The 13,561-nt window shown below is 68.6% G+C and carries 10 protein-coding genes; 5 read left to right on the top strand and 5 right to left on the bottom strand.

All coding sequences use genetic code 11. The annotated features are described in order from the left end of the window. Positions 1-37: 37 nt before the first annotated feature. Positions 38-1,036 carry an acyl-ACP desaturase gene (locus tag ON33_RS20395; RefSeq protein ID WP_040860433.1) on the bottom strand — a complete coding sequence of 333 codons (999 nt, stop codon included), beginning with the start codon at positions 1,034-1,036 and terminating at the stop codon, positions 38-40. A gap of 300 nt (positions 1,037-1,336) precedes the next feature. Between ON33_RS20395 and ON33_RS20390 the strand changes: the two genes are divergently transcribed. Together ON33_RS20390 and fadD32 are read left to right on the top strand one after the other, a co-directional pair. Next, positions 1,337-2,581, top strand: a complete 1,245-nt coding sequence (locus ON33_RS20390; protein ID WP_040860685.1) for a KasA/KasB family beta-ketoacyl-ACP synthase — start codon at positions 1,337-1,339, stop codon at positions 2,579-2,581. A 163-nt stretch (positions 2,582-2,744) separates the two neighbouring features. Next, the gene (gene fadD32, locus ON33_RS20385; protein ID WP_040860432.1) at positions 2,745-4,625 is read left to right on the top strand and encodes a long-chain-fatty-acid--AMP ligase FadD32; all 1,881 of its coding nucleotides are present in this window, start codon (positions 2,745-2,747) and stop codon (positions 4,623-4,625) included. A gap of 129 nt (positions 4,626-4,754) precedes the next feature. Here fadD32 and ON33_RS20380 read toward each other — a convergent pair whose 3' ends face one another. Beyond that, complete coding sequence (locus tag ON33_RS20380) at positions 4,755-5,324, bottom strand: NADPH-dependent FMN reductase (RefSeq protein ID WP_245550600.1); 570 nt, start codon at positions 5,322-5,324, stop codon at positions 4,755-4,757. A gap of 228 nt (positions 5,325-5,552) precedes the next feature. On the opposite strand from ON33_RS20380, the gene ON33_RS20375 reads away from it, so the two are divergent. After that, positions 5,553-6,710 carry a lipase family protein gene (locus ON33_RS20375; protein ID WP_083869117.1) on the top strand — a complete coding sequence of 386 codons (1,158 nt, stop codon included), beginning with the start codon at positions 5,553-5,555 and terminating at the stop codon, positions 6,708-6,710. Between the two features lie 41 nt (positions 6,711-6,751). Here the strand turns inward: ON33_RS20375 and ON33_RS20370 are convergent, their stop codons facing one another. Continuing rightward, on the bottom strand, positions 6,752-7,810 hold the full coding sequence (locus tag ON33_RS20370) for an AraC family transcriptional regulator (RefSeq protein ID WP_040860431.1): 1,059 nt from the start codon (positions 7,808-7,810) through the stop codon (positions 6,752-6,754). A gap of 110 nt (positions 7,811-7,920) precedes the next feature. Here ON33_RS20370 and ON33_RS20365 point away from each other — a divergent pair, with 110 nt between their 5' ends. Together ON33_RS20365 and ON33_RS20360 are read left to right on the top strand one after the other, a co-directional pair. Then, positions 7,921-9,399: a flavin-containing monooxygenase gene (locus tag ON33_RS20365; protein ID WP_040860430.1), complete on the top strand. Its 1,479-nt coding sequence runs from the start codon at positions 7,921-7,923 to the stop codon at positions 9,397-9,399. A 2-nt stretch (positions 9,400-9,401) separates the two neighbouring features. After that, a complete protein-coding gene (locus ON33_RS20360) occupies positions 9,402-11,129 on the top strand; it encodes a GMC family oxidoreductase (protein ID WP_040860429.1) in 1,728 nt (575 codons plus the stop codon). Positions 11,130-11,194: 65 nt separating this feature from the next. Here the strand turns inward: ON33_RS20360 and ON33_RS20355 are convergent, their stop codons facing one another. Further along, on the bottom strand, positions 11,195-12,166 hold the full coding sequence (locus tag ON33_RS20355; protein WP_040860428.1) for an NAD(P)H-dependent flavin oxidoreductase: 972 nt from the start codon (positions 12,164-12,166) through the stop codon (positions 11,195-11,197). 57 nt (positions 12,167-12,223) lie between these two features. After that, the gene (locus ON33_RS20350; protein WP_040860427.1) at positions 12,224-13,474 is read right to left on the bottom strand and encodes an oxygenase MpaB family protein; all 1,251 of its coding nucleotides are present in this window, start codon (positions 13,472-13,474) and stop codon (positions 12,224-12,226) included. Between the last annotated feature and the right edge of the window lie 87 nt (positions 13,475-13,561).

Here is a 13,561-nt window from a genome sequence, read left to right as displayed (position 1 = left end):
GGGACTCGCCCCGTCTCACCGTGTGCCACAGGCTGATTCAGCTGATCAGGACGGGAGGCTCGCCCGTGCGCTCGGCCTCGCGGGCGAGGGAGCGATCGCGCTGTTCCTCGAAACGCACCACATCCTTGCGGAGCTTGTCGAGGAATTCGCCGACCTCGTTGCGGCGCCGGTCGCCCGCGGGCCCGAAGTCGGTGCGCTCGAAGATGTTCCACTTCTTGAGGTTCGGAACCAGGACCTCGTCCAGGTGCTGGCGCAGGTCGTAGATGCCGTGCTTGGCCATCAGCACGCCGTTGCGGCGGAAATTGGGCATGCCCAGGCCGGGCATCTGGAAGGCGAGCACGACATTGGCGATGGCGTCCATGGCCTGGTCGGGCGAGAGGTCCAGGGCCGCAGCGCACATGTTGCGGTAGAAGATCATGTGCAGGTTCTCGTCGGCGGCGATGCGCTGCAGCATGCGGTCCGCGACAGGGTCGTCGCACACTTTGCCGGTATTGCGGTGGGACACCCGGGTCGCCAATTCCTGGAACGTCACATAGGCGACCGAATGCATGAATCCGGCATCGGCAGGGACGAACTCGGTGTCCGAGTGCTCCTTGATCAGCTTCGCGGGATTGTACCCGTTGGTCATGTGAATCATCCGCGCCTGCTCCAGCGCCACCGGATCCACACCCCGGGTGACCACCAGATAGTCGCGAATCACGATGCCGTGCCGGTTCTCCTCGGCCGTCCAGCGGCCCACCCAGGTGCCCCAGGGGCCGTCCTGGGAGAAATTCTCGGCGATCTCCCGGTGATAGCTGGGCAGATTGTCCTCAGTGAGAAGATTGGTGACCATGGCCGCTTTGGCGACCTCACTGAGTGCCGACTGTGCCGGGTCCCAGTCCACGCCGTCCATTGCTGCGAAGTTGCGACCGAGATTCCAAGGCACGTAGTCATGCGGGTGCCAGTCCTTGGCCATCGACAGATGGCGGTTCACGTTCTGCTCGGCAACGGGCTCCAGCTCGATGAGCAGTTCCAACTGCGTGAGACTCCTGACCACGATCCTGTGCCCTCCCTAGAAATCGCTCGGCGCTGGGGAAATGATGTAGGACAGAACGCTGGTGATCCGGCGATCGCCGCGGCGGCGAGGATTGTCCCGGAGATTGAACCGGGTTGCCCGCGTGTCACCTATTGAGCGTGGTCGGCTTCGCCTCGGATAATCTAGCCCAGTTCGCCGAAGATTGGCTTCATCCCCCGCCGATGCGTTGATGGCCGGGCTCGCTCGCTGGTTCCACCTCAGTCCCTGTCAGCCCACGCGGATCGCACGTGATTCGCCGAAGCATTGCTACGGAGCGTGAACATGCAGACGCCCAACCGGCGGCAGTACCCCAGTGTCGTTGTCACCGCCCTCGCGGCGACCACCTCGATCGCGGGAGACGTCGACTCGACGTGGAAGGGACTACTCAACGGGGAGAGCGGGATCGACGTCCTCGAGGACAGCTTCCTCGACGACTTCGGCCTGCCGGTCCGCATCGGCGGGCACCTGAAGGTCTCGCCCGCCACGCATCTCGGCAAGGCCGAGGCGCGCCGCCTGTCCTACATCGAGCAGATGGCGTTGGTGCTGGGTCGCGAGGTCTGGGCCAATGCCGGTAGCCCGAAGGTGGATCAGGATCGCCTCGGCGTCTCCATCGGCACCGGACTCGGTGGCGCGGAAATGCTGATGTCCGCGCGCGACAAGCTGGTCAACGGCGGTTACCGCAAGGTGGTCCCGCACACCGTGCAGGCCGTGATGCCCAATGGCGCGGCCGCCTGCGTCGGTGTCGAATTGGGCGCGAGGGCCGGTGTGTCGACGCCTGTTTCGGCTTGTTCGTCCGGTTCCGAGGCGATCGCCAATGCCTGGCGCATGGTCGTCATGGGTGATGCCGACATGGTGGTCACCGGCGGCGTGGAGGGGTCCATCCAGGCGCTGCCCATCGCCGGGTTCTCCATGATGCGCGCCATGAGCACGCGCAACCACGACCCCAAGGGCGCCTCCCGGCCCTTCGACATGGACCGTGACGGTTTCGTTTTCGGTGAGGCGGGCGCGCTCATGGTCATCGAGACCGAGGAGCACGCCAGGGCCCGCGGCGCCACCATCCACGCCCGCATCATGGGCGCGGGCGTCACCTCCGACGGCTTCCACCTGGTCGCCCCCGATCCGGAGGGCACCGGCGCGGCCCGCGCCATGTCCCGCGCCATGGAGCACGCGGGCCTGGCCAAATCCGATATCTCGCATATCAATGCGCACGCCACCGCCACGCCGATCGGCGACACCGCGGAGGCGAACGCCATCGAGCAAGCTGTCGGCAATCACGCCGCGGTGTACGCGCCGAAGTCCGCCCTCGGGCATTCCATCGGTGCGGTCGGTGCGCTGGAGTCGGTCATCACCGTCCTCAGCGTGCGGGACGGAATCGTGCCGCCCACACTGAATTTGGAGAACCAGGATCCCGAGATCGACCTCGACGTGGTGAAAGGCCAGGCCAGGCCCGGCAACTACGAATACGCCCTGAACAACTCCTTCGGCTTCGGCGGGCACAACGTGGCCATCGCCTTCGGCCGCTACTGATCGCTTCGCCTTACGCAGTACATCCATCGGTCGTGGGCAGTGACGCGGTATTCCGGCACCTGCTAGAGTTCCCCAGCCCCCAGCTACATTCGGGCTTTCGTGTCGATCTTTGTTCGGTGTCACTGCACGGTTCTGGCGACTGTGAGTTGAAAAAGGATAGGGAATGATCGGCGAGACCTTCGATGACTATCTGGACGAGCACGGCAACATCACGATCCCTGACAACCAGACCATGGTCGACCTGGTCGACAAGCACGCGGCGGCCAACGGGGACGAGCTCGCCTACCGCTTTATCGACTATTCACGGGAACGTGACGGCGAGTACCACGACATCACGTGGAATCGCTTCGGCGTCCGCCTGCGCGCGGTAGCCGCTCGGCTGCAGCAGGTCACGCAGCCGGGCGACCGCGTCGCCATCCTCGCCCCGCAGGGCCTCGAGTACATCGTGGCGATGTACGCCTCGGTGTACGCGGGCAATATCGCGGTGCCGCTGTTCGATCCGGACGAGCAGGGCCACACCGACCGGCTCTACGCCGTGCTCGAGGACTGCAAGCCTGCGGCCGTCCTGACCGTCGGCTCGGCCGCCTCCGGGGTGCGCGAGATCTTCAAGCACCTACCCGCGACGCAGCGTCCGCGCATCATCGCGGTCGAGGCGATCCCGGACGGTGTGGGGGAGAGCTGGGTGCGGCCGAACCTGCGGATGGACGATGTCGCCTACCTGCAGTACACCTCCGGTTCCACCCGCACCCCGGCGGGTGTGGAGATCACGCACCGGGCCGTCGGCACCAACCTGCTGCAGATGATCGATGCCATCGGCATCACCGAGAAGGCCCGCGGCGTCACGTGGCTGCCGCTGTTCCACGACATGGGCCTGCTCACGGTCATCCTGCCCACCATCGGCGGCAAGTACATCACCATCATGTCGCCGAGCGCCTTCGTGCGCCGGCCCTACCGCTGGATCAAGGAGCTGGCCGCCCAGGAGGACGGCGCCGAGATCTTCGCGGCCGCACCGAATTTCGCCTTCGAGCACGCGGCGGCGCGCGGATTGCCCAAGCCCGGTGAGGAATTGGACCTGTCCAATGTCATCGGCCTGATCAACGGCAGCGAGCCGGTGTCGGTGACCTCGATGCAGAAGTTCAACGACGCCTTCTCCCCGTACGGCCTGCCCAAGACCGCCATCAAGCCCTGCTACGGCATGGCCGAGGCCACGCTGTTCGTCTCCGCCACCAAGCGCGAGGACGAGGCCCGTACGGTCTGGGTGGATCGCACCCAGCTCAATGCCGGCCGCATGGTCGAGGTGGACGAGCACGCGGAAAACGCCGTGGCCCAGGTGTCCTGCGGCTACGTCGCACTGTCCCAGTGGGCGGCCATCGTGGACCCCGAGACCGGCGCGGAACGCGCCGAAGGCGAGGTCGGTGAGATCTGGCTGCACGGGGCGAACATCGGCCGCGGCTACTGGGGCCACCCGGAGGAGAGCCTCGCCACCTTCCACAATCGCATCACCGCCCGGCAGCCCGCGAGCCGCGCGGACGGCACCCCGGAGGACGCGAAGTGGATGCGCACCGGTGATTACGGCGCGTACTACGACGGCGAACTGTTCATCACCGGCCGCGTCAAGGACCTGGTGATCGTGGACGGCCGCAACCACTACCCGCAGGATCTCGAGTACTCCGCCCAGGAGTCCAGCACCGCCCTGCGCCCGGGTTTCGTTGCGGCCTTCTCGGTCGCGGGAGATCAGCTCCCGGCCGAGCTGGACACGGTCACCGCCACCGAGCCCGCCTCCGGCGCGGAGCAGTTGGTGATCGTGGCCGAACGCGGTACCGGCGCGGCCAAACTCGACCCGGAGCCGATCGCCGAGACCGTGCGGGCGGCCATCGCCAAGCGCCACGGTGTCACCGTGCGGGATCTGCTGCTGGTTCCGGCCGGGTCGATTCCGCGCACGTCCAGCGGCAAGATCGCCCGCCGCGCCTGCAAGGCGGCCTATCTGGAGGGCACCCTCCGCGGTGGCCACCGCCAGCAGGCGTTCCCGGACGAGACGGACTGACCGGGTCTCTCGAACCGATCCGGTTCATCGAGTGGCACATCATCGAGGCTGCCTCGGAGATGTGCCACTCGGCGTTTCCGGACCGGCGGCGATGCGGGGAGGGACAGCGCGCTGGGCCCCGCCGATGCGTCAGTTGTCGAGCCTCACCGAGGTGAGGGGCTCCACGGGGTGGGCGGCATGCGCGGCCAGGGCGCGCGCGGCGGCGCTCAAGCGCGCGCGGGCATCCGTGTCGGCGACCAGGCCATCCGGTCCGATACCGCTCTGGAGCACGGTGATCCGCTCGCAGGCCGGCTCCACGATCTCGGCGCCGACATATCCGAGCACGGTGCGCAGGGTGGCGACCGCGGCCTCGCCGCGACCCTCGTAGGCGACGTTCACATATGCGACCGGTTTGTCGCTGAGATCGGCATTGCCGACCGTCCACTCGAGAAGGTTCTTGAGGCTGCCGGGGATCATGCCCGCGTATTCGGGGGTGCAGAACAGTACGGCGTCGGCCTCGGCGAGCTGCCGGTGCAGGGCCTCGACCACGGGCGGCTCGGGGTCGGTGCCCGGGACGAAGGCGGGCAGGTCGAGCAGGCCCTGGTAGCGAACGGCCTCGAACTCCGGCCCGGCGTCGGCGGCGATGGAGCGCAGCGCGGCGGTGTTCGTAGAGCCCTCACGGGTGCTGCCCGAAATCAGCAGGATGCGGGGAATGGTCACAACTGCGCCAACCGGGCTGGGCCCGGGAGTATTTCGAGGTCCCGGGGCCGTTGTCTCGTATGCGCCGTCCCACCGAGTGGGAGTTGTCGTGACAAGAGGTGTCTCCAACTTCCATAGTGGGTATGGTTTCGTTCAGCCGGACTGTCCGGGACAGCTGACGCCCGCCCCTGCGGATCCGGTTGCGTGACAACTGCATAACGCGAGTATGTGCAAGAAGGGCAGGCAACGATGACTGCGAACACCAACCGCTTCGACGAGGCGGCGGTCGGTGCCGGACATCCCGGTGTGTTCGAACCCGGCAGGCTGCTGGCCGCCGAACCGATGACCGCGCGCATGCTGCCCGGGGTGCGACTGCCTGCTCGCGCCTGGCGCGTCAAATACACCTCGACCACCGCCACCGGGGCTCCGACGCACGTCACCGGCACCGTGCTGGTGCCGAACACGCCGTGGCGCGGACCCGGTTCGCGGCCGCTGGTCGGCTACGCGGTCGGCACCCAGGGCCTGGCGGGCACGGTCGCCGCCGCGTCCTGGCAGCTGCGGTTCGGACTGGAATACGAATCGATCTTCCTCCACGCCGCCCTGCGCCGCGGCTGGGCGCTCGCGATCACCGACTATCCGGGGCTCGGCAATCCGGGCCTGCACCCCTACGTCATGGGGCGCGCCCTGGGCCCGGCTGTCCTGGACAGTATGCGGGCCGCGCGCCGGCTGCCCGGCGCGGAGCTGGATCCCGATGGCCCGCTGGGTATCTACGGCTACTCCGAGGGCGGCAATGCCGCGGGCTGGGCTCTGCAGTCGCAGCCCACCTACGCGCCCGACCTGCCGCTGACGGGTGGCGTGGTCGGGTCGGCCCCGGCCGACATGGTCGACATGGTGAAGTTCCTGGACGGCACGCCGTGGGCGTTCCTGCTCTTCTACGGTGTGCTGGGCATCGAGGCCGCCTACCCGGAACTGAATGTGCTGCAACACCTCAAGCCGCACGGCCGCGCCCTGGCCGCCATGTTCCGCCGCACCCACATCGCCGCCGCGGCGGTGCTCGGGATCGGTGCGGGCCTGGTCGTGCCCACCAAGGTCTCGACCTTCTGCCGCCGGCCGCCGTTCGAGGTGCCCGAGGTGAAAGCGCGGCTGCTGGAGAACCGGCTGGGCGGGATCGCGCCCGCCGCGCCGGTTCTGGTCGCGGGCGGCACCAGTGAGCAGGTCATCCCGTATCCGCAGGCCGTGCGCCTCGCGGAGGACTGGCAGGCCCTCGGCACCGACGTCACCATGCGCACCCTGCACGGGCGCGAACACATCGGCGGCGCCATGGCCTTCGCGGGACCGGCCATGCGGTTCCTTGGCGAGCGCTTCACCGAGCAGGCCGACGCCCCCATGCTGCGCCGCGGCGCGTAATCCGCGCCGGCTGATTCCAGTCCGGCCGTGCCGATTCCGGTTCAGACGCGGCGGTGTGCCCGCCGATGGGCCGCCGGTGTGGTGCCGGTCCAGCGTTTGAACGCGTGGATGAACGGGGTGGCCTCGGCGTAACCGAGCCGAATGGCGATGTCGTCCACCGACAGCGGCGTGGCGGTCAGCATCTCCTCGGCCAGGGTGCGGCGCACCTCGTCGAGCAGGGCGCGGTAGGAGGTGCCGGCGGCTTCGAGGTGGCGGCGCAGCGTGCGGGCGCTGACATTGAGATCGCGTGCGACCCCGTCGAGGGTGGGCGGGGCGGCGAAACCCGTTGTGCCGGAACCGGGCAGCAGCCGGTCGCGGACCTCGGCGGCGATACCGGTGCGGGCGCTGCGGTGGTGCAGGAGGTCGCGGCACTGTGCCACGCAGATGGCCCAGGTGGGCTGATTGGCCTGGGGGAGCGGCCGGGCCAGCAGATCGGGGTCGATGCCGAAGACGGTGTGCGGGCGATCGAACTGCGGCCGGACGCCGAACAGCCGTTCCAGGTGCTGCCCGGTATCGGTTGCCGGATAGCCGAATTCGGCGCGGGTGAAGTCGACGCGCGCGCCCAGCAGGTCGCTCATCACCCGGTGCATGGCCACGATGTCCCGCTCTACCAGGAAGCCCTGCACGTCGGCGGGCACGGTGTCGTGGTGGATCCAGGTCACCACCTCGTGCGCGTGCGACTCCACGATCGGTGTGCAGAAGGCGAATCCGAGCCGGTAGTAGCGCAGCGCCAGCGAAATGGCCTCGCGCAGTGTGGGACTGGTGACACAGGCGTAGCCGAAGATGCCGAAGGTGCTGATCCGGTAGCGGCGGCCCACCTCGACGCCGAGGGCGGGGATGTCACCGAGCTCGCGGACGAGAGTGCGCACCACGGCCAGTTCGGTCTCGGCGGGGATCTGGGTCTCGGCATCGGTGAGCTGCCGCTCGGTGAGGCCGGTGCCCGCCAGCACGCGCGCGGCCGGGACGCCGCGCTCACCGGCGAACTCGGTCATGACCGCGACGCTGGCCGTGCCGCGTGGGAAGTTCCAGGTCCGGACTTCCGGCTCCTCGACCGTGCTCATGCACCGATTATGGCCGAAAGTATGGATTTTGTGGCCGTCGCTCTTTCATGACCGGATATGCGCAGGTCGTAGCGTCGAGGACAGCACAACGAGGTGGAAGAGAGGGACGCATGACCACCAGCCCGTCGATCGTCATCATCGGCACCGGCTTCGGCGGCATCGGCATGGCGCTGGAGCTGACCCGCGCCGGGATCGACGATTTCATCCTCCTCGAGCGCGGCGGCGACGTCGGCGGGGTGTGGCGCGAGAACACCTATCCGGGCGCCGAGTGCGATGTGCCGTCCCCGCTGTACTCGTACTCCTTCGAGCCGAATCCGTCCTGGTCCAAGCGGTGCGCGCCGCAGGCGGAGATCCAGCGGTACCTGCGCGGGCTGGCCGGGAAGTACGGGCTGCTCGGCCGGATCCGGTTCGAATCCGAGGTGACCGCGGCCGAATTCGACGATGCGACCGGGACCTGGACGGTGCGGCTGGCCGACGGCGACGTGCTGCGTGCCGGCATCGTGGTCTCGGCGGTCGGCCAGCTCTCCCGCCCTGCCCTGCCCGAGCTGCCCGGCCTCGAGACCTTCACCGGCGCCGCCTTCCACTCCGCGGAGTGGGACCACGCCGTCGACCTGCGCGGCAAGAAGGTGGCCGTCATCGGAACCGGCGCCAGCGCAGTCCAATTCGTGCCCGCCATCCAGCCCGACGTGGCGGCGCTGACCGTGTTCCAGCGCTCGGCCACCTGGATCCTGCCCAAGCCCGACACCGACTACGGCCCGGTGCGCCGGGCCCTGTTCGAGCGGGTGCCGCCGGTGCTGCTCGCGGAGCGGCTGGCCTGGTGGACGCTGTGCGAGACGGTGTCGCTGAGCATCGTCGACATTCCGGCCATCCGCCCGATCGTCAGCCGGATCAGCACCCGGCATCTGGAGCGGCAGGTCGCCGATCCGGTGCTGCGCGCCAAGCTGACTCCCGACGCGCCGCCCGGGTGCAAGCGCGGCCTGTTCTCCAACGACTACTTCCCGGCGCTCGCCCGGCCCAATGTGCACCTGGAGACCACCGGCATCGCCGAGATCACCCCGACCGGCGTGCGCACCGCCGACGGCACGCTGCACGAGGCGGACGTGATCATCTACGGCACGGGGTTCAAGGGCACCGAATTCCTGTGGCCGATGAGCGTCACCGGCAGCGGCGGCCGCAAACTGCACGACGAATGGGCCGGTGGCGCCCGGGCTTTCAAGGGCATCACGGTCCCGGGCTTCCCGAATCTGTTTCTGTTGTACGGCCCCAACACCAATCTGGGCGCGGGGTCGATCGTGCACATCATCGAGTCGCAGACCCGTTACATCCGCCAGGCCGTCGAACTGCTGCGGCGCTGCCCCGGCCACGTGCTCGACGCCCGTCCCGAGGTCGAAGCCGCCTACGACGCGGAAATCCAAGGGCGCCTGGATCGTTCGGTGTGGAACTTCTGCACCAGCTGGTACCGCAATGCCGCCGGGCGCATCACCAACAACTGGCCGGGCACCGTCACCGGATACCGCCGGGTGACCCGCCGCCTGAACCTCGCCGACTACCGGCTCGCCCCCGCCGCCCGCGCAGAATCCCAGGAGTAGCAATGCGATTCGACTACGACGTCCTCGTCATCGGTTCCGGTTTCGGCGGCAGCGTGAGCGCCCTGCGACTGACCGAGAAGGGATACCGCGTCGGCGTGCTGGAGGCGGGCCGCCGCTTCGAGGACCACGAGTTCGCGAAGACCTCATGGCGGTTGCGCCAGTACCTGTGGGCACCGGCCCTGGGCTGCTTCGGCATTCAGCGGCTGGCACTGCTCAATGACACCTTCGTGATGGCGGGCGCAGGGGTCGGCGGCGGCTCGCTCGTCTACGCCAACACTCTTTACGAGCCGCCGGACAAGTTCTACGCCGATCGCCAGTGGGGTCACATCACGGACTGGAAGGACGAACTCGCCCCGCACTACGACCAGGCCAAGCGCATGCTGGGTGTGACGTCCAACCCGGCCACGACCCCCGCGGACCGCGTGCTGCGAACGGTAGCCGACACCATGGGAATCGGCGACACCTACCGGCCGACCCCGGTCGGCGTGTTCTTCGGCGGGCCCGGCCGCCGCCCGGGCGAGGACGTGCCGGACCCGTTCTTCGGCGGCGCCGGCCCGGATCGCCGCACCTGCACCCACTGCGGTGAATGCATGACCGGCTGCCGTCACAATGCCAAGAACACCCTGGTCAAGAACTACCTGTACCTGGCCGAGAAGGCCGGTGCCGCAGTGCATCCGCTCACCACGGTCACCGATGTGCGACCGCTCAGCGGCGGCGGCTACGCGGTGGAGACGGTCCGCACCGGGCGCGTGCTCCGGAAGCAGCGTCGCGAATTCACCGCTGAGCAGGTCATTTTCGCCGCCGCCTCGCTCGGGACCCAGCGCCTGCTGCACCGGCTGCGGGACCGGGGCTCGCTCACCGGGATCTCCGACCGCCTCGGCTATCTGTCCCGCACCAATTCCGAGGAGCTGCTCGGCGTCCGCAGCCGTGACGAGCACGCGGACTACACCAAGGGCGTGGCGATCACGTCGTCGATCCACCCCGATCACGACACCCATGTCGAGCCGGTCCGGTACGGCAAGGGCAGCAACGCGTTCGGCGTGATGAGCACGCTCATGGTCGACGACGAGGGCGACACCCCGCGCTGGCGGCTCTGGGCTCGAACGGCCCGCCGCCGGCCCCGTGACGCCGTCCGGGTGCACAATGCGCGGCACTGGTCCGAGCGCACCATCGGCCTGCTGGTCATGCAGTCGGTGGACAACTCCATCACCACCTACACCAAACGCGGACTGTTCGGCCGCCGCATGACCACCAAACAGGGTGAGGGCCAACCCAATCCGACCTGGGTGCCCGCCGGGCACGAGGTCGCCCGCCGGGTCGCCGACGCCGTCGACGGCATCCCGATCGGAGCCTCTTCCAGCATCTTGAAGATCCCCATGACCGGCCATTTCCTGGGCGGCTGCGCCATCGGGGACTCACCCGCGACGGGTGTGGTCGACGCCTACCACCGCCTCTACGGTCACCCCGGCCTGCACGTCATCGACGGCTCGACCATCTCCGCCAACCTCGGCGTCAACCCGTCGCTCACCATCACCGCCCAGGCCGAACGCGCGGTCTCGTTGTGGCCGAACAAGGGTGAGCCCGACCCGCGTCCGGAGCTGGGCGCGGCATACCGGCGCATCCAGCCCATCGCCCCCGGCAATCCGGTCGTGCCCGCCACCGCCCCCGCGGCCCTGCGGCTGCCGATCGTCGGCATCAACGAATCCCGCACCGAACCCGCGGGCAGGTAGCTCCGGATCGCGAGAGGATCCGGAAACTCGCAGGGCGGCGGCCACCCCGCCGCCCTGCGAGCGCATCAGAGCGCCAGCAGGCGCGCCTTGGCCTCGTCGTATTCGCGGATCAGGCGTTCGACGACATCACCGGCCGGGCGGATGGCGTCGATGGCGCCGATGCCCTGGCCCGAGCCCCAGATGTCCTTCCACGGCTTGGCACCGGGCGTATCCGATTCGCCGGTGCCGAAATCCATGGCGGACGGGTCGGATTCGGCCAGGTTGTCGGGGTCCATACCGGCGGCGGTGATGCTGCCGCGCAGGTAGTTGCCGTGCACGCCGGTGAAGAGGTTGGAGTAGACGATGTCGCCCGCGCCGGAGTCGACGATCATCTGCTTGTAGCCGGGCACCGCGTTGGCCTCGTCGGTGGCGATGAAGGCCGAGCCGATGTAGGCCAGGTCCGCGCCCGCGGCCTGCGCGGCCAGGATGGAGCGGCCGTGCGCGATCGAGCCCGACAGCAGCAGCGGGCCGTCGAACCAGGTCCGGATCTCCTGGACGAGAGCGAACGGGGACTGGGGTCCGGCGTGACCGCCCGCGCCCGCCGCCACCGCGATCAGACCGTCCGCGCCGCGCTCGACGGCCTTGTGCGCGAACACATTGTTGATGATGTCGTGCAGCACGATGCCACCGTAGGAGTGCACGGCCTCGTTCACGTCCGGCCGCGCGCCCAGCGAGGTGATGACGATCGGCACCCGGTGCTCGACGACCGTGGCCAGGTCCTCCTCGAGCCGGTCATTGCTCTTGTGCACGATCAGGTTCACGGCGTACGGCGCGGACAGCTGGTCCGGATTGTCGGCGTCGTGCTTGGCCAGCTCCTCGTTGATCCGCACCAGCCACTCTTTGAACAGCGACTGCGGCCGCGCGTTCAGCGACGGGAAGGAGCCCACGACGCCCGCCTTGGACTGGGCGATCACCAGCTCGGGCCCGGACACGATGAACATGGGGGAGGCGACCACGGGCAGGCGCAGGCGCTCGGACAGGATGGGCGGCAGGCTCATTGACGCAATTCCTTCATGCAGGGGTTACGCGGCGCGCGTTACTCATCGGTAAGAGTCTCAGGCCGCGCGGGTTCCGGCCAATCGATCGTGGCGTGCGTAACTCCGGTCCGGACTGTTCACCAGGGCCGCCCGGCGCATCATGCGCACGGTGGCCCGGCGGCCCAGCCGCTCGCTCAGCCCGGTCGCGCCCGGTATGAACCGCCGCGGCACCTCGAGCACGCCGTTGACGGCCGCGGTGGCCAGCACCGCCGCCAGGAAGACGCGGCTGCGGGGCATCTCCAGGAAGTCGGAGTTGCTCTTGCCCAGCAGGATTCGGCTGTAGGAGACCGAGTACATGGTGAAGGCCCAGCGTAGGGCGCGGTCGCGCGGGCCGGGTCCGTCGAAGCCGTAGATCGGGCCCAGCGCGGACACCAGCGCCTTGGACAGCCGCCGCGAGTCCTCGTCGGGCAGGAACTCGTAGTCCGCCTGCAGCCACAGCAGCCGCCAGGTGTCGGTCTCGTCGGCGGGCAGGATCTCGGGATCGAGTCCGATCAGGTGACCGACATACCGCCACAGGTGATAGACCGCCGCTTTCTCCTTGCGGGAGAACCGCAGCCCGACGGCATTGCACCCGGCAATCGTGGCCAGCGAGAACAACATCAGCGTGCCCGCGGTCAGGGACTGGTTGACCGGATGATCCCACTGCTCGTAGTCCCAGTCCGGCCGCCGGTTCATGCCCGCCCGCACCTGCGCGTGCATGATCCGCACCCGGACGGTGTTCTTGAATCCCGCGGCGAATCGCTCCATACCGCCCGGCGCGGTCACGTCGATCCACCAGGTCGCGGTTTCGACGACTCGGCGCGGCGCCATGCTCTCGGCCGACAGCCCGCCGGTGCCGACCAGCACCTTGCCCGCCCGCGAGGCCAGGTAGCCGCCATTGAGCGCGAACATGGACAGGGCCAGATTGGTCGCCCACGGCCCGACCCGGCCGCTGACCCGCGCGGCCCGGTCCATCTTGTCCCGGTCGAGCCAGAACGGCACCGAATCGAGATGCGCGAAAAAGGCTTTCAGCTCGGCCGGCGCGTCGGGCACGGCGTCGATGCCGTGTTCCAGGGCCGTCTCGAACAGGGCCCGGCCCTGCCCGGTGGGCAGGCGCCGGAACATCTCGACCACGGCGTCGGCCAGTGGGTCGCCCATCTCGGTGAACTTGCGGTAGGCCGCCTGCTGTTCGCGGGTCGGGCGGATATCGCCGGGGGCGAGGATCTTGACCCCGATATTGAAGGGGAACTCCCGGAAGATCACCGGATCGGACAGCTCGGAACGCGTCATTGCGTGCCTCCTGGATGCGCTCAGCTTCTGGTGAAGGACGTCACCAGAACTTTGGTGATAGTCTTCACCAAACCTTGCGGCATGGCA

Origin of the sequence: Nocardia niigatensis NBRC 100131 (genome assembly GCF_000308655.1) — a bacterium.
Taxonomy (GTDB): Bacteria; Actinomycetota; Actinomycetes; order Mycobacteriales; family Mycobacteriaceae; genus Nocardia; species Nocardia niigatensis.
The sequence above is the reverse complement of the archived record's forward strand: the minus strand, read 5'-3'. Positions and strand labels throughout refer to the sequence as shown.